This window comes from Ochrobactrum sp. C6C9, from assembly GCF_022627935.1.
Classification (GTDB): Bacteria; Pseudomonadota; Alphaproteobacteria; order Rhizobiales; family Rhizobiaceae; genus Brucella; species Brucella teleogrylli.
In genome coordinates this window covers 241620-257405 of sequence record NZ_JABXGB010000001.1, presented here as the reverse complement: position 1 = coordinate 257405, position 15786 = coordinate 241620, and the positions used below count along the sequence as shown (strand labels likewise).

Below are 15786 nucleotides of genomic sequence, written 5' to 3'. Positions count from 1 at the left end.
ACAGCCGCCAGATAGCCAAGAAAAGTGGCGAATGAGAAAAAGGTGGGAGGCTGGCACGGCGACCCGTGCCTGGCTCGTTAGGGCTGCTTCCTTCCGGACCTGACCCGGTTGGCGAGTGGCTCGTCCACCACCAACCTCCCACGCTGCATATCGTCAATCGCAGCGCAAAAAGCAAGCGCAGAACGAAAAAAACTGATAGGAAACAGCTTATGACACAGTTCGAACTCGATAAACGGCTTGATGCCGACACTTTTTCCGTCGCCGTGCTCGGCCTTTGCGAGTTGCGACTGATGAATGACCGCCGCTGGCCGTGGCTTATCCTCGTGCCGCGCAGGGCCGATCTTTCAGAAATTCACGATCTGACGCCGCTCGACCAGACGATTCTTACCTTCGAGGCCGGACTGGTGGCGCAGGCGCTGAAAACCGTGACCGAGTGCCAGAAGATCAACACCGGAGCCCTCGGCAATATCGTGCGCCAACTTCATCTCCATGTGATTGCCCGCAACGAGGGCGATGCGGGATGGCCCGGCCCCGTCTGGGGCCATGGCACGCGTGAAGCCTATGACGAAAAAGACGCCCGCAAGCTAATCGACGACATTCGCGCGGCGCTGTAATTCTCCCAACAACAGCAATTCGAGAGCATCATGGCTTTCCGCCTCTACGATCTGCCGGAAATAGAACCGAGCCGTTTTGTCGGCTTTGGTGGCAACCGCATCGACCGCCAGTCCGAAAAACGTCAGGACGATTCGGCCTTCACCGCGCTGGAACTGCCAGAAACGCGCGTCATGCTTTTGGGCGGCAACAAGCTTCTGCTCGATTACACCGATGAAAAGACGCCGCGCGCGCTCTTCCGCTTCAGCGAAGCGAGGGACTTTGCACCCGATCTGCAGGAGCCGGTGTTTCTGGGGTTGCAGGATGGCACGCCGCTCGTCGCCCTGATGGCCCCCATCGATCCCGAGGCGCTGGAAGTACCGTTTCGGGCGCAGGACTATCGCAGCATCTATATGGAAGGGCTGGTTTCAGCCGATCTGCTGGGCGCGCTGGCGCAAGCAGCGGCACTAACTGCCTGGCACAACAATCACCGTTTCTGCGGGCGTTGTGGCACAAAGACCGAAATGCGCGCCGGTGGTGCCAAGCGTCAATGTCCAAATTGCAGCGCCGAGCATTTCCCGCGCACCGATCCGGTGGCGATCATGCTGCCGGTGCGCGGTGACAAATGCATTCTCGCGCGCAGCCCGCATTTTGCCGCCGGTTCCTATTCCTGCCTTGCTGGTTTCATCGAACATGGCGAGACGATTGAAGCCGCCGTGCGCCGCGAAAGCCAAGAGGAAATGGGGCTTGCCATTGGTCGTGTCGGCTATCATGCCAGCCAGCCCTGGCCGTTTCCCTATTCGCTGATGATCGGATGCCATGCTGAAGTGTTGTCGGACGACTTCACCATCGACCGCTCGGAACTGGAAGACGGACGCTGGTTCGGCAAGGATGAGGTTCGCGCCATGCTGGCGGGCACCCATGAAAATGGGCTGCGAGTGCCACCATCCGGCGCCATCGCAACCCATCTGATCAAGGCATGGGCGGAAAACTGATTCTGCCCGATATTTTCGTGAATTATTCCGCGGCGAGCAACTGCGTGCCGCGAATGTCGCTGCCCCGATAGACGCCGAGAATACGTACTTCCTTGGAGAAGAATTCGAGTTCCTCCAAAGCGAGCTGTACATTGCGGTCTTCCGGGTGGCCCTCAATATCGGCATAGAACTGCGTGGCAATGAAACGCCCGCCGATCTGATAGCTTTCGAGCTTGGTCATGTTGACGCCGTTGGTGGCAAAGCCGCCCATCGCCTTGTAAAGCGCTGCCGGAACGTTGCGCACGCGAAAAACAAACGTCGTCATGATGCGTTCGCCGTTTTCCGGGCGTGGTGCCCATTGCTTTTCCTTGGAAAGAACCACGAAGCGGGTCACATTGTCTTCCGCGTCCTCGACATTTTCTTCCAGAATATCGAGGCCGTAGAGATCGGCGGCCAGACGCGGCGCGAGCGCTGCCATCGAACGGTCCTGCATGTCGGCGACGAGACGGGCAGCGCCCGCCGTATCACCCGCGATGACCGGCTTCCAGCCGTTCTGGCGGATGACCTTGCGGCACTGGCCGAGCGCGTGAATATGGCTGTGAACCGTCTTGATTTCCTCGCGCTTGACGCCCGGAAGCACCATCAGCTGAAAATGGATCGGCAGGAAATATTCGCCCACAATGTGCATATCGGCCAGCGGCAGCAGATAATGAATATCCGCAACGCGACCAGCCAGCGTATTCTCGATCGGGATCATCGCCAGATCGGCAGCGCCGGTCTCGACCGCGTTGAAAGCGTCTTCAAAAGTCGGACACGGCAAAGGCTCCATACCGGGAAACATGTTGCGCGACGCCGTATCGGAATTGGCACCCGCTTCACCCTGAAAAGAAATCCGGTTGGTTTTCATCGTCGTCGTACTTTCTCAAACGCCCCTCACTCGCGGGGCTTTCCTGGTTGTTGACCTTGTCAAAGACCCTTTGCGACAAGAAGTCGGGCGCGGTCAAGGTCGGCGGGCGTATCGACGCCCAGCGGCACCGTTTTCACCACTTCGACATCGATGCGCATGCTGGCTTCCAAAGCGCGCAATTGCTCAAGCTTTTCGCGCTTTTCCAGCGGCGACGGCCCGAGTTTCACGAATTTCTCCAGCGCCGAACGGCGATAGGCATAAAGGCCGATATGATGATAGAGCGGGCCTTCGCCATAAGGTGCGGTGGCGCGGGTGAAATAGAGCGCGCGCAGACGCGAACTGCCCGCCAGCGGCGAGCCGACGATCTTCACCACGCTCGGATTGGTCTTTTCCGATTCTTCCTCAATCTCGACGCCAAGCGTCGCAATATCTGCCGGGCCGTCTTCGAGCGGCAGAAGAGCGCGGCGGATGATGTCGGGATCTATGGTCGGCAAATCACCCTGCACATTGACCACGGCATCGAACTCGCCAGCCGGATCGAGCTTCAAAAGCGCTTCATAGATGCGGTCCGAACCCGATTCGTGATCGGTGCGGGTCATGACGGCTTCGTGGCCATGCGCAGTGACGGCGGCAAAAATTTCCTCGCTATCGGTCGCAACGACGGCGCGCCCAAGCTTGGCGGCGGCGGCTCTGTCGGCCACATGCACGATCATCGGCTTCCCGCAAATATCGGCCAGCGGCTTGTTCGGCAGGCGCGTGGCGGCCAGTCTTGCCGGAATAAGAGTGAGGGTCTTTAAGGTCTGAAGCATGGTCGCCTCTTGTTGTCTCGTCGGATCGTGGCCGTCTTTCGAGGAGTTTTATCCGCACTGTAAATGCTGCAAAAGTGTCAAAAAGTCACGGGTCTGGTTACCCTTATAGGTGTTGCATCGCCCTGGTAAAAGACCTAGTTTCCGCCCGATGCCGCGGAGAGAATTGCAACCTCATATGAGGTGCGGATGTCGGCTGAGGAGAGCGTTCTCGGGGAGAGCGTTTTGGTAGAGGGAGCGCTGACCGGCGATGAATTCAACCCGGACTAACAAGTTTATCATGGCTTTTCTGGCAACGGTTTTCGTTGTCATGACGACGGGCATCCTGTCCGATGCGCTGTTTCATTCGCCAGCACCGGAGAAGCCCGGCTTTATAATCGAAGCGGCGGAAGCGTCGACCGGTGAAGGGGGAGCTGCACCGGCCAAGGAAGAAGTTTCCATCGCAACATTGCTGCAATCCGCCGATCCGGCGCGCGGCGAAGCAGTCTTCAAGCGCTGTGCTGCCTGCCACACCGGCGAAAAGGGCGGCGCAAACAAGGTCGGCCCGCATCTGTGGGATGTCGTGAACCGTCCGGCGGCTTCCGTTGAAGGTTTTGGCTATTCGTCCGCCATGAAGGAATTCGGTGCAGGCGGCAACAAGTGGGACTTCGAGCATCTCAACAAGTTCCTGACGTCGCCAAAGGGCTTCATCAAGGGCACGGCCATGGGCTTTGCGGGCGACAAGAAGGACAATGAGCGCGCCGATCTGATCGCCTATCTGCGCACGCTGTCCGACAACCCGGCTCCGCTTCCAGCCGCTGACGCCGCACCTGCGGGCGGCGATGCCAAGCCTGCGGATGCAGCGCCTGCACCGGAAGGCGAAAAGCCAGCCGCACCGGCGAACTAATAGCGCAAGAATGATCGAAAAGCCCGGTTTCAACCGGGCTTTTTCATTTGGACGATGAAATTTATTGTCCCGGTGCCTTTCTTCCTCCGCAAAAACCCATAAGACTCATACAGATGATCCGAAGCAGAAACGGAGAGACTGGATGAAAGCGTTTTGGGCGGGTGCATTTGCGGTTGCCATGCTTGCAAGCACAATGTCTTCAAGCCATGCGAGCGACGTGGAACCCCAATGGCGCAGTTCTTCCAGCCTGCTCGGCGAGCCCAAATATCCGGCTGATTTCAAGCATTACGACTACGTAAACCCGCAAGCGCCGAAGGGCGGCACGCTCAATCAGGTGGCCGTCGGCACATTCGACAGCCTCAACCCGTTTGTCGTGCAGGGCGTCGCCGCAGCGGGCCTGTCCGACTTCGGCGGCGGCATGCTTTACGATACGCTGATGACGGATTCGCTCGATCAGGGATCGACGCAATATCCGCTGATCGCCGAAGCGCTTCAGTACCCGGATGATTATTCCTGGGTGAAGTTCAAGCTCAACCCGAACGCCAAATGGCATGACGGCCAGCCGATCACCGTGGAAGACGTGATCTGGTCCTTCAATGTGCTGAAGAAACAGTCGCCACTTTACAACAAATATTATGGCGACGTGGAAAGCGCGGAAAAGACCGGCGACCACGAGGTGAAGTTCAACTTCAGCCAAAAGGGCAATCGCGAACTGCCGCAAATCATGGGCCAGCTCGCAGTGCTGCCGCAGCATTGGTGGGAGGGTAAGGACGCTCAGGGCAAACAGCGCGACATCAGCCGCCCGACGCTGGAAATTCCGCTGGGTTCCTCTGCCTATAAGATCGACCGCGTTGCGCCGGGACGATCCATCACCTGGGCGCGCGTCGATGATTACTGGGGCAAAGACCTGGCCGTGAATGTCGGTCGCAACAATTTCGACCGCGTCGTCTACGAGTATTACTTCAACGAAGATGCAACCTGGGAAGCCTTCAAGAAGGGCGGCCAGTATGATTATCGTAACGAAAACCGCGCCCAGCGCTGGGCGGAACAGTATAATTTTCCGGCAGTCGAGCGCGGTGACGTCTTCAAGAAGTCCTTCCCGTATAATGCCGTCGGCCGCATGCAGGGCTATTTTCTGAATACGCGGCGCGACAAGTTCAAGGACCCGAGGGTTCGTCAAGCGCTGACCTATGCTTTCGACTTCGAATCCATGAACCGCATGCTGTTTTTTAATCAGTATAACCGCATCAACAGCTATTTCGCTGGCAATGAGTTGCAGTTGAGCGGCCCGCCGACCCCGGCGGAGCAGGCCATTCTCGAAACCGTCAAGGACGCGCTGCCCGCAGAGGCCCTGACCAACGAATTCAAGCTGCCTGTTTACGACACGCCGCAGGCCACCCGCGATAATCTGCGCACGGCCCTGAAGCTGTTTGCGGAAGCGGGTTGGAAATTGCAGGGCAACAAGCTGGTCGATGCGAATGGCAACCCGTTCACCATCGAATTTCTCGGCAAGGACCCGACCGACGAGCGCATCTACAATCCGTTTGCGGCGAGCCTGCGCAAGATCGGGATCAATGCGACAGTGCGCATCGTCGATACCGCGCAATATCAGGCGCGGGTCAATGATTTCGACTATGATATCATCACCTCGGTCATCGCGCAGACCGCCTCGCCCGGCAATGAGCAGCGCGACATGTGGGGCTCAAAGGCTGCAGATTTCAAAGGCAGCCGCAACTATGCCGGTATCAAGAACCCAGCCATCGACACGCTGATCGACCGCGTGATCTATGCCAAGGATCGCGAGGAACTGGTGGCCGCAAGCCATGCGCTCGACCGGGCGCTGCTGTGGAATTATTACGTGATCCCGCAATGGTATTCCGACCACATCAATGTGGCCTATTGGAACAAGTTCGGCATGCCTGAAAAGCAGCCGGATTATCTGGGCATCGATCCATTCTCATGGTGGGTCGACCCCGCGAAGGAAGCCAAACTGAAGACCGGCAGCGAATAGGGACAAGCGGAGAATGACGATGCTTCGCATGAACCGCCGCCATTTTCTGGGTGTTTCGGGCAGCGCCGCAATCGCGGCCTGCCTGCCGGGTCAGGCTGTCATTGCCAACGCCTTTGCGGAGGTGCCGACGGGCAAGTCCCTGCATGGCCTGTCCGCCTTTGGTGAGCTGAAATATGGCAGCGATTTCACCCATTTCGATTACACCAGTCCAGACGCGCCGAAAGGCGGCACGTTCAGGTTTGCGCCAGCAAGCTGGACCTGGAACCAGAACACGCAGACCTTCAACACGCTCAGCACCTTTACCTTCAAAGGCGACGCGCCGCCGCGCATGGAGCTGACCTATGACAGCCTAATGGTCCCGGCGCTCGATGAACCGGATTCCGTCTACGGACTTCTCGCTGAAAGCGTCACGCTGTCGAAAGATCGTCGGGCCTGCACCTTCAAGCTGCGCAAGGAAGCGCGGTTCCATGACGGATCACCGATCACGGCGAAAGACGTGCTGTTCACCTATACGGTGCTGAAGGAAAAGGGCCACCCGCTCATACGTCAGTCGCTCGCCGGGCTGGAAAAGGTGGAACTGACGGGCAAGAACGATATTCGCATGCGTTTTGCGACGGATCGCGGCCCCAACGCCATCCTTGACGCCGTGGTGCTGCCGATCCTGTCGGAGACCTGGTTCAAGGATCGCGATTTCGAAGCGACCACGATGGAACCGGTGCTCGGTTCGGGCGCTTACAAGGTGGGGAATTTCACCGCCGGTCAATTCATTGAATATGATCGTGTCGAAGACTACTGGGCCAGGGATTTGCCAGTGCGGCGCGGTTCCAGCCATTTCGACCGCATCCACATCGAGTTCTTCCGCGACCGGCAGCCGGAATTCGAAGCCTTCAAGAAAGGCGATATCGATTTTCGTTCCGAAAGCGTGTCCAAGAACTGGGCTACCGGCTACGACTTCCCGGCCATTCAGGAAAAGAAAATCATCAAGCGCACCTTCCCGAAAGAGAAGAGCCCGCTGATGCAGGCCTGGGCGCTGAACCAGCGTCGCGAGCGTTTCCGCGACCCGCGCGTGCGGGAGGCAATCAGCCTCTGTTTTGATTTCGAGTGGACCAACAAGAACCTCTTCTTCGACACCTATGAGCGCTCGCAATCGAGTTTCAACGGGTCGGATTTTCAGGCCAGGGGCCTCCCCACTCCGGATGAGTTGAAAGTGCTGGAACGCTATCGCGGCAAGCTTCCCGATGCCGTGTTCGGCGAGGCCGTCATCATGCCGGTTTCGGATGGAACAGGGCGGGACCGCGCGCAATTCGGCAAAGCCGTCAAACTGATGGAAGAAGCCGGTTTCGAGCGGCGCAACGGGCAGTTTCACGACAAGGACGGCGCGAAATTCGCGCTGGAAATTCTCAGCGATTCGGAAGCCTTCACGCGCGTCTACAATCCGTTCATCCAGAAACTGCGGGCCATCGGTATCGATGCCAATTTGCGGCTGGTGGATGCCAGCCAATATCAGGCACGGATGCAGGATTTCCAGTTCGACATGGTGGGCATTGCAATGCTGTTTGGCGCGACGCCGACGTCAGAATCGCTTTCCAGCATGTTTGGTTCGCAAGCGGCCAAGACGCCCGGAAGCTATAATCTGCCCGGCACTGCCGACCCGGTGATCGACGCCCTGATCGACGATGCCGGAAAGGTTACGACCCGCGACGATCTTGTCGCGACCATCAGAGTGCTGGATCGGTACTTGCGTATCCGGCGCGACTGGATTCCAAATTGGACAACAGCGAATCATCTCGTCGCCTATTGGGACCGGTTCGGTTTCAAGGAACCGAAGCCCGATTACGGCTTTCCGGTCGAGACGCTGTGGTGGATTGAAGAAGAAAAGGCAAAAGTTGTTGGTAAGCCATAAGAGAAACACGGATCTAACGCGAGAGCCAAGCTAATGGGCGCCTACATCCTCCGCCGCTTGATCTTAATGATCCCGACCATCTTCGGCATCATGGCTATTTCCTTCGCCGTTGTTCAGTTCGCTCCCGGCGGTCCGGTCGAGCGCGTGATCGCGCAGCTTTCCGGTCAGGGCGGCGACGCGCTGGACCGCCTTTCCGGTGGGGGCAGCGATTTTGGCCAGAGCGCGGTCGATAGCGGCTCGGTCAATTCGAAATATCGCGGTGCACAGGGGCTCGACCCCCAATTCATTGCCGATCTTGAAAAGCAGTTTGGCTTCGACAAGCCGCCACTGGAACGTTTCGGTCAGATGCTATGGAATTATCTGCGTTTTGATTTTGGGCGCAGCTATTTCCGCGACATCAGCGTCATCGATCTGATCAAGGAAAAGATGCCGGTTTCAATCTCGCTCGGCCTGTGGCTGACGTTTCTGTCCTACATGATCTCGATCCCGCTTGGCATTCGCAAGGCAATCAAGGAAGGCACGCGCTTCGATACATGGACCAGCGCGGTCATCATTGTCGGCTATGCTATTCCAAGCTTCCTGTTCGCCATCCTGCTGATCGTGCTGTTTGCGGGCGGTTCCTTCTTCGACTGGTTCCCGCTGCGCGGTCTCACTTCGCCCGACTTCGCGCAAATGTCGTTCTGGGGCAAGATCGGCGACTATCTCTGGCACATGGTTCTGCCGGTCACCGCGCTGGTGCTTTCCGCCTTCGCCACCACAACACTTCTGACGAAAAACTCGTTTCTCGAGGAAATCCGCAAGCAATATGTGACGACGGCGCGCGCCAAGGGCCTTACCGAAAATCAGGTGCTTTATCGCCATGTCTTCCGCAACGCCATGCTGATCGTCATCGCCGGTTTTCCGGGCGCTTTCATCTCGGCTTTCTTCACCGGCTCGCTTTTGATTGAAACCATCTTCTCGCTCGACGGTCTTGGCCTGCTCGGCTACCAGTCGGTCATCAACCGTGATTATCCGGTTGTATTCGCCAATCTCTTCATCTTCTCGCTGATCGGTCTGCTTGTCGGGCTCCTGTCCGATCTGACCTATACGTGGATCGATCCGCGCATCGATTTCGACCGGAGGGACGTGTGATGACGGATGCTGCCCTCACCCCCACCGTCAAGCCCGTAAAGCGTCCATGGCTGTCGCCGCTGAACCGTCGTCGCTGGCAGAATTTCAAGGCCAACAAGCGCGGTTACTGGTCGCTGTGGGTTTTCCTGTTCCTGCTCATTGCCGCCCTTTGCTCGGAATTCATCGCCAATGATCGCCCCATTCTCGTTTCCTACAAGGGCGAGTTGCTGGCGCCGGTCTTTGTCGATTATCCGGAAGAGAAATTCGGCGGCTTCTATGCGGTGACCGACTATCGCGATCCGGTGATCCAGGAAGAAATCGCCAATAATGGCTGGGCGATCTGGCCGCCCATTCGCTATTCCTACAACACCGTGAATAATGAAATCCCGGAAGCGGCGCCGTCCAAGCCTTTCTGGCTCTATTCCGCCGAGGAACGCTGCCAGCGCTATCCGCAAGGTGTGAGCGATCCCAATTGCCGTTTCGGCAATTTCAACCTGCTTGGCACCGACGATCAGGCGCGCGACGTCTTTGCGCGCGCGCTTTATGGCTTTCGCATTTCGGTGCTGTTCGGCCTGATCCTCACCTTCTTCTCGGCCATCATCGGCGTGACGGCAGGCGCGGTTCAGGGCTATTTCGGCGGTTGGGTCGATCTGATCTTCCAGCGCATCATCGAAATCTGGTCGTCTATCCCCGTGCTTTATCTGTTGCTGATCATAGCGGCGATCCTGCCCCCTGGCTTCTGGGTACTGCTTGGCATCATGCTGCTGTTCTCATGGGTGGCGTTCGTCGGCGTGGTGCGCGCTGAATTCCTGCGCGCCCGAAATTTTGAATATGTGAACGCGGCGCGCGCGCTCGGCGTGAAGAACGGCACCATCATGTGGCGGCATCTTCTGCCCAATGCCATGGTGGCGACGCTGACCTTCCTGCCCTTCATCCTCAACGGCTCGATCACCACGCTGACCTCGCTCGACTTCCTCGGCTTCGGCCTGCCGCCCGGCTCCGCCTCGCTCGGCGAACTTCTGGCGCAGGGCAAGAATAATCTTCAGGCGCCCTGGCTCGGCATTACCGGCTTCGTGGTCATCTCGGTCATGCTGTCGCTGCTGATCTTCATCGGCGAGGCGACACGCGACGCATTCGATCCGCGAAAGGCATTTCAATGAGTGGGCCAATGAGCGGATCGATGAACAAAACCCTGCTGTCCGTCCGCGACTTGTCGGTGGCGTTTCGTCAGAACGGCGAAGAGCGCATTTCGGTCGACCGCGTGTCCTTCGACATTGCCGAAGGCGAAACTGTGGCACTGGTCGGCGAATCCGGCTCGGGCAAGTCTGTATCCGCTTTGTCGGTGCTGAAACTTCTGCCCTATCCGGCGGCCAGCCACCCTTCCGGTGAAATCCTTTTCAACGGCAAGGACCTGATGCAAGCCTCCGAGCCGGAATTGCGGCGCGTACGCGGCAACGACATTGCCATGATCTTTCAGGAGCCGATGACCTCGCTCAACCCGCTGCACAGCGTCGAGCGGCAGGTCGGCGAAATCCTGCGTGTGCATCAGGGCATGGGCGACGCCCAGGCACGAGCACGCACGCTGGAGCTTTTGAACGAAGTGGGTATTCGCGAGCCGGAGAAGCGCCTGTCGGCCTTCCCGCATCAGCTTTCGGGCGGACAACGCCAGCGCGTGATGATCGCCATGGCGCTGGCCAACAAGCCGAAACTGCTGATTGCCGATGAGCCGACAACCGCGCTTGATGTGACGGTGCAGGCGCAGATTTTGAAGCTGCTGGCCGAGCTCAAGGCCGCGCAGGGCATGTCGATGCTGTTCATCACCCACGATCTCGGCATCGTGCGCAAGATCGCCGACAAGGTCTGCGTGATGAGCAAAGGCAAGATCGTCGAGGCTGGACCGACAACGGAAATTTTCGACAATCCGCAGCACCCCTATACAAAACATCTGCTTGCCGCCGAACCAAAGGGCGAGCCGCCCGCTGCCGATCCGGCAGCGAAAACGGTGATGGAAGGCAAGGGTATCCGCGTCTGGTTCCCGATCAAAAAGGGGTTCATGCGCAAGACGGTTGACCATGTGAAGGCGGTGGACGGTATCGATGTCAATCTGCGTGCCGGTCAGACACTCGGTGTCGTCGGCGAATCGGGCTCTGGCAAGACCACGCTTGGCCTTGCCCTTTCGCGCATGATTTCATCCAAGGGCGATATCCACTTTGAAGGGCGCGATATCGCGAAATTCAGCTTCAAGGACATGCGTCCGCTGCGTCGTGAAATGCAGATCGTGTTTCAGGACCCGTTCGGCTCGCTCTCACCGCGCATGACCATTGCGGACATCATCGCCGAAGGTTTGCTGGTGCATGAGCCGAAACTCTCGGCAGACGACCGCGATGCGCGTGTCGTCTCGGCACTTCAGGAAGTGAACCTCGATCCCGAAACCCGCTTCCGCTATCCGCATGAATTTTCCGGCGGCCAGCGCCAGCGCATCGCCATTGCGCGCGCCATGGTGCTGAACCCGCGGTTCGTCATGCTGGATGAGCCGACCTCGGCGCTCGACATGAGCGTGCAGGCGCAAGTGGTCGATCTTTTGCGTGGATTGCAGAAGAAGCATGATCTCGCCTATCTTTTCATAAGCCACGATCTCAAAGTGGTGCGGGCACTGGCCAATGATGTGCTGGTGATGCGCAACGGCAAGGCGGTTGAGTATGGTACGGCGAAGGACGTCTTCGCCAATCCCAAGACCGACTATACCAAGGCGTTGATGGCGGCAGCCTTCCATATGGAGGCGCTCTAGTGGAGTGAATTTGACATTTGGACACCGCCCGACCGATACGCAGGTTCAAATGTCAAATTCAAAACTCCACTAGATACAGAATTGATAAGTGGTCCTTTGATTCCGACATTTGCTCGGAGCTAAAGGCAATTGAAGGCAAATGTCGGAATCGGACCACTTGGGGAGGAGTGAGGCAATGACCACGAACGACGACAAAGGCAATATTCTTCTGGCGATCACCGATTGGGATCCGGAAATCTGGCTGAAGACATTCAAGGACAATGCGCCGGATCGCCCCGTGGTGACCGAGCGCGCCGAGACCGATCCTTCCGTCAAATACGCGCTCGTATGGAAGCAGAAGCCCGGCTCGCTCGCCAATCTGCCCAATCTGAAAGTCATCTTCTCGCTTGGCGCTGGCGTGGACCATGTGTTCCGCGATGACCGCATTCCCGATGTGCCGCTGGTGCGCATCATCTCCGACGATCTGACCATGCGCATGACCGAATATGTGGTCTGGCAGGTGCTGGATCATCACCGTCTGGGCTCGCGCTATCGCAAGCAGCAGCAGAACCATGTCTGGCACGAAGATCGCCGCCAGCCTGCCGCGCATGAGGTGACGGTTGGCATTATGGGGCTTGGCGTGCTGGGTCGCGATGCGGCTGAAAAGCTGACCGCGCTCGGTTTTAACGTGACCGGATGGAGCCGCCGCCCGCAGGAAATCAAGGGCGTCAAAACCTATCACGGTCGCGACGGCTTTGGCGCTTTCCTCAAGACCGCCGATATTTTCGTCTGCTTGCTGCCGCTGACGCCGGACACCAAGGGCATCCTGTCCATGTCGATGTTCGCGCAGTTGAAAAGCGACGGACCGTTCGGCGCGCCGGTATTGATCAATGCCGGACGCGGCGGCTTGCAGAACGAGGCTGATATTCTGGCCGCGCTGGACCGTGGGCTGCTTTCGGCAGCGACGCTCGATGTGTTCAATCAGGAACCGCTGCCGGCCACCAGCGCGCTCTGGGATCATCCGCGCGTGACGATCACCCCGCACGCCGCCGCAAGCTCGTCAGCGACCGCGCTGGTGCCGCAGATCATCCGGCAGATCGAAGCCTTTGAGCGCAATGGCACGCTGGAGCATATCGTCGACCGCAACACGCAGTATTGATGTTGATATTCGGCTTGATCGGCAGCTACCGGCTGCCGGTCGTCTCACCGCCTATCCCTGCACGATTTCCTTGCGCATGGTGATGGAGGTCGTGCGCGTATAGCCGGGATGCGCCGTTTCCGCGATCTTGCAATAACCGAGCTTTTCAAACACTGCCCGGTTGCGCGTCAGTTCGATACGCACCTGCAATTCAATCGCCGGCTTGCCCGTCGCGATAGTTTCGGCCTCCACACAATGCATAAGGGCGCGCGCGATCCCTTGCCCCTCGAAAGCAGGCGCAACGGCCAGCTTGCCGAGATAAAAGCTGTCGCTTCCTTCTTTGATGAAAACGCAGCCTACCAGTTCTTCGCCGATCAGGGCGACAAAGCCGATTTCATCGCTGGCCTTTTGTTTCAGCCCTTCCGCGGTCAGAAGATGCGCGGAAGACGGCGGATCGATCACGCCGTCCATATAGGCAAAGCTGTCGCGGATGAGTTTCAGAAGCTCGTCCCAGCGGGCGAAATCCTGAGTGATGGGTACGATACGGGGCGTGGTCATTTGGGCGTGCGCGCCTTGTAGCGAATGGTTTCGAAGCGGACATTCAGCGCGTTATAGAGCAGCAGGCGACCGACCAGCGGCTCGCCGATGCCAGTGACGAGCTTGATAACCTCCATCGCCTGCAAGCTACCGATCACGCCCGGCAACACGCCCAGCACGCCCGCTTCCGCGCAGGTCGGGACGGTTCCCGGTGGTGGTGCTTCCGGGAAGAGATCGCGATAGGAGGGATTGGGCGCGCCATCTGGTCCCGTCAGATAAGGCATCAGCACCGTCACGGTGCCATCGAAACGACCCATAGCGCCAGTCACCAGCGGGCGCCCGACCTTGGCTGCCGTATCCGCCAACACATAGCGCGTCGTGAAATTATCGGAACCATCGACGATTACATCGTAAGCGGCAATGAGCGCTTCGGCATTGTCCGCACTGAGACGCAGGGCGTGGCCTTCGACCGCCACATGCGGATTGATGCGCGCAATGGCGTTTCGCGCGCTCTCGACCTTTTGTTGCCCGATGCTTTCCGTGTCGTGGATGACCTGACGCTGCAGGTTGGACAGCGAAACCGTGTCGTCATCGACAATGCCAAGCGTTCCTATGCCCGCTGCCGCCAGATATTGCAGCACGGGCGCGCCGAGACCGCCAGCGCCGACGACCAGCACGCGGGCCGCCTTCAGCTTCTGCTGGCCGGGACCGCCGACTTCCGGCAGCACGATATGGCGCGCATAGCGTTCAAGCTCTTCGGACGAAAATGGTCTGGATGGTGCATTCATGATGGTCACAACATAAGCCGCCGCGACGATGCTGTCAGCGGATATTTTAGCTCTTGGTGAGGACGCCGCCTGCGACACTGAAAAACTGCGCATCGCCGCCAAGCGTATCGAACAGCGCCCTGTCGGTTCCGGTCATGAAGGCCTGTCCGCCGAGATCATCGAGAATGCCGAACAAGGCGGCACGACGACCTGAATCGAGATGCGCGGCGATTTCGTCCAGAAGGAGAATCGGGGCCATGCCGGATAATTCGCCGGTCAGGCGCGCATGGGCGAGGATAAGACCGATCAGCAATGCCTTCTGCTCCCCGGTCGAACAAAGGGCGGCAGGCATCGCCTTCGGCCGATGCTGCACGATGAGGTCGGTGCGGTGCGGCCCGTCCAGCGTGCGGCCAGCCGCTCGATCCCGGATACGCCCGTCACGCAAGTTGCGGCGGAAATCCTCTTCCAGATCGAGCGCCGCCTCAACGCCGATCCGCTGTTCCAGCGAACCTTCCAGAAAGCAATCCGCCTTCGGGAAAGGACCTTCTGCCGGCAACCGTTCGATCATGGCTGCAATCAGCCGCATGGCTTCCGCCCGCGCTGCGGCAATGGCGGTGCCAAGCTCCGCCATCTGACTTTCAATGGCGTCGAGCCACCGGTCGTCATTATTGCCTTCGTTCAAAAGCCGGTTACGGCTGCGCATGGCCTTCTCATAATCGAGCACACGCTTGCCGTGCGCGGTATCGATGGCGAGCACCATGCGGTCGAGAAAACGCCGCCGGTCTGACGCGCCACCGGTGAAAAGCCCGTCCATGGAAGGAACGACCCAAAGAATGCGGGCATAATCGAGCAGCTCGTCGCCAGAGGCCGCAACGCCGTTGATGCGAACCTTGCGCCCGCCTTCTCCGCCGCCCGCAGTTCCGGTGCCGATTTCTGCTTCGCCGTAAATCATACAGTCGAGCGTCGCATGGATGGCAAAGCCATCAGGCGCGACCGTTCGCGCCACATCGTCATAGGAGGCCCGGCGAAGGCCGCGCCCCGGCGACAGAAAGGAAAGTGCTTCGATGAGATTGGTCTTGCCCGAACCGTTCTCGCCCGTCAGCACCACATGGCCGGGACCAAGCGGCAGCGAGAGTTCCGCATAATTGCGGAAATCAGTCAATTTAAGCCGCCGGACCGAAACCCGGTCAGGGCGGCTCGTTATATCGTCTTTTATATCCACAATCGGGTTCTTTAAGAGGCCTCTTCCAGCAAGATGCCGTGGCTGTCGAGATTTTGGTTATGGCGAGCCGAAAATGGTGGGATTTGAAAACCGGAGCGGAGTGTACTTCACCGCATAATCCCGAAAAGTTGCAAACTTTCGGGTCAAGATTATGCGACGAAAAATGC

14 protein-coding genes and 1 other RNA gene are annotated in these 15786 nt (G+C 58.6%); 9 read left to right on the top strand and 6 right to left on the bottom strand.

Going from position 1 to position 15786, the window contains the following annotated elements:
* Nucleotides 1-42: 42 nt before the first annotated feature.
* Nucleotides 43-139: signal recognition particle sRNA small type (gene ffs / locus HWD97_RS01245), an RNA gene on the bottom strand.
* Nucleotides 140-209: 70 nt separating this feature from the next.
* Between ffs and HWD97_RS01240 the strand changes: the two genes are divergently transcribed.
* Both HWD97_RS01240 and nudC read left to right on the top strand, forming a co-directional pair.
* Entirely contained in the window at nt 210-614 is a 405-nt protein-coding gene (locus HWD97_RS01240) for an HIT domain-containing protein (RefSeq protein ID WP_371834602.1), read from the top strand.
* A 30-nt stretch (nt 615-644) separates the two neighbouring features.
* Nucleotides 645-1586 carry an NAD(+) diphosphatase gene (gene nudC / locus HWD97_RS01235; RefSeq protein WP_371834601.1) on the top strand — a complete coding sequence of 314 codons (942 nt, stop codon included), beginning with the start codon at nt 645-647 and terminating at the stop codon, nt 1584-1586.
* Between the two features lie 22 nt (nt 1587-1608).
* On the opposite strand, the gene HWD97_RS01230 is transcribed toward nudC, so the two are convergent.
* Both HWD97_RS01230 and HWD97_RS01225 read right to left on the bottom strand, forming a co-directional pair.
* Entirely contained in the window at nt 1609-2472 is an 864-nt protein-coding gene (locus tag HWD97_RS01230) for a prephenate dehydratase (RefSeq protein ID WP_109368066.1), read from the bottom strand.
* A 59-nt stretch (nt 2473-2531) separates the two neighbouring features.
* Complete coding sequence (locus tag HWD97_RS01225) at nt 2532-3281, bottom strand: 3-deoxy-manno-octulosonate cytidylyltransferase (protein ID WP_140026099.1); 750 nt, start codon at nt 3279-3281, stop codon at nt 2532-2534.
* A 247-nt stretch (nt 3282-3528) separates the two neighbouring features.
* On the opposite strand from HWD97_RS01225, the gene HWD97_RS01220 reads away from it, so the two are divergent.
* The 7 genes from HWD97_RS01220 (at nt 3529) to HWD97_RS01190 (ending at nt 13114) form a co-directional block, all read left to right on the top strand.
* Nucleotides 3529-4164 (top strand): cytochrome c family protein, encoded by a 636-nt coding sequence (locus HWD97_RS01220; protein ID WP_140026098.1) that lies wholly within the window; start codon nt 3529-3531, stop codon nt 4162-4164.
* Nucleotides 4165-4306: 142 nt separating this feature from the next.
* Entirely contained in the window at nt 4307-6175 is a 1869-nt protein-coding gene (locus HWD97_RS01215) for an extracellular solute-binding protein (protein WP_371834600.1), read from the top strand.
* A 13-nt stretch (nt 6176-6188) separates the two neighbouring features.
* Nucleotides 6189-8078: an extracellular solute-binding protein gene (locus tag HWD97_RS01210; RefSeq protein WP_371834599.1), complete on the top strand. Its 1890-nt coding sequence runs from the start codon at nt 6189-6191 to the stop codon at nt 8076-8078.
* Between the two features lie 33 nt (nt 8079-8111).
* On the top strand, nt 8112-9209 hold the full coding sequence (locus tag HWD97_RS01205; protein WP_140026095.1) for a microcin C ABC transporter permease YejB: 1098 nt from the start codon (nt 8112-8114) through the stop codon (nt 9207-9209).
* On the top strand, nt 9209-10348 hold the full coding sequence (locus HWD97_RS01200; protein WP_140026094.1) for an ABC transporter permease: 1140 nt from the start codon (nt 9209-9211) through the stop codon (nt 10346-10348). Before HWD97_RS01205 ends, HWD97_RS01200 begins: the two co-directional genes overlap by 1 nt.
* Nucleotides 10349-10368: 20 nt before the next feature.
* Nucleotides 10369-11976 (top strand): ABC transporter ATP-binding protein, encoded by a 1608-nt coding sequence (locus HWD97_RS01195; RefSeq protein ID WP_171316936.1) that lies wholly within the window; start codon nt 10369-10371, stop codon nt 11974-11976.
* Between the two features lie 175 nt (nt 11977-12151).
* Nucleotides 12152-13114 carry a 2-hydroxyacid dehydrogenase gene (locus HWD97_RS01190; protein WP_371834598.1) on the top strand — a complete coding sequence of 321 codons (963 nt, stop codon included), beginning with the start codon at nt 12152-12154 and terminating at the stop codon, nt 13112-13114.
* Between the two features lie 51 nt (nt 13115-13165).
* Here the strand turns inward: HWD97_RS01190 and HWD97_RS01185 are convergent, their stop codons facing one another.
* Genes HWD97_RS01185 through recF form a run of 3 tightly spaced genes read right to left on the bottom strand, consistent with a single transcriptional unit; the run spans nt 13166 to nt 15619 of the window.
* Nucleotides 13166-13651, bottom strand: a complete 486-nt coding sequence (locus tag HWD97_RS01185; protein WP_109368057.1) for a GNAT family N-acetyltransferase — start codon at nt 13649-13651, stop codon at nt 13166-13168.
* The gene (locus HWD97_RS01180) at nt 13648-14418 is read right to left on the bottom strand and encodes a molybdopterin-synthase adenylyltransferase MoeB (protein ID WP_371834597.1); all 771 of its coding nucleotides are present in this window, start codon (nt 14416-14418) and stop codon (nt 13648-13650) included. Before HWD97_RS01180 ends, HWD97_RS01185 begins: the two co-directional genes overlap by 4 nt.
* Nucleotides 14419-14464: 46 nt before the next feature.
* The gene (gene recF, locus HWD97_RS01175; protein WP_121537022.1) at nt 14465-15619 is read right to left on the bottom strand and encodes a DNA replication/repair protein RecF; all 1155 of its coding nucleotides are present in this window, start codon (nt 15617-15619) and stop codon (nt 14465-14467) included.
* Nucleotides 15620-15786: the final 167 nt, after the last annotated feature.

Bases quoted from the DNA above. Each gene is read 5' to 3' on its own strand.
- HWD97_RS01240 (WP_371834602.1), top strand. From the start codon at position 210: ATGACACAGTTCGAACTCGATAAACGGCTTGATGCCGACACTTTTTCC.
- nudC (WP_371834601.1), top strand. From the start codon at position 645: ATGGCTTTCCGCCTCTACGATCTGCCGGAAATAGAACCGAGCCGTTTT.
- HWD97_RS01230 (WP_109368066.1), bottom strand. From the start codon at position 2,472: ATGAAAACCAACCGGATTTCTTTTCAGGGTGAAGCGGGTGCCAATTCC.
- HWD97_RS01225 (WP_140026099.1), bottom strand. From the start codon at position 3,281: ATGCTTCAGACCTTAAAGACCCTCACTCTTATTCCGGCAAGACTGGCC.
- HWD97_RS01220 (WP_140026098.1), top strand. From the start codon at position 3,529: ATGAATTCAACCCGGACTAACAAGTTTATCATGGCTTTTCTGGCAACG.
- HWD97_RS01215 (WP_371834600.1), top strand. From the start codon at position 4,307: ATGAAAGCGTTTTGGGCGGGTGCATTTGCGGTTGCCATGCTTGCAAGC.
- HWD97_RS01210 (WP_371834599.1), top strand. From the start codon at position 6,189: ATGACGATGCTTCGCATGAACCGCCGCCATTTTCTGGGTGTTTCGGGC.
- HWD97_RS01205 (WP_140026095.1), top strand. From the start codon at position 8,112: ATGGGCGCCTACATCCTCCGCCGCTTGATCTTAATGATCCCGACCATC.
- HWD97_RS01200 (WP_140026094.1), top strand. From the start codon at position 9,209: ATGACGGATGCTGCCCTCACCCCCACCGTCAAGCCCGTAAAGCGTCCA.
- HWD97_RS01195 (WP_171316936.1), top strand. From the start codon at position 10,369: ATGAACAAAACCCTGCTGTCCGTCCGCGACTTGTCGGTGGCGTTTCGT.
- HWD97_RS01190 (WP_371834598.1), top strand. From the start codon at position 12,152: ATGACCACGAACGACGACAAAGGCAATATTCTTCTGGCGATCACCGAT.
- HWD97_RS01185 (WP_109368057.1), bottom strand. From the start codon at position 13,651: ATGACCACGCCCCGTATCGTACCCATCACTCAGGATTTCGCCCGCTGG.
- HWD97_RS01180 (WP_371834597.1), bottom strand. From the start codon at position 14,418: ATGAATGCACCATCCAGACCATTTTCGTCCGAAGAGCTTGAACGCTAT.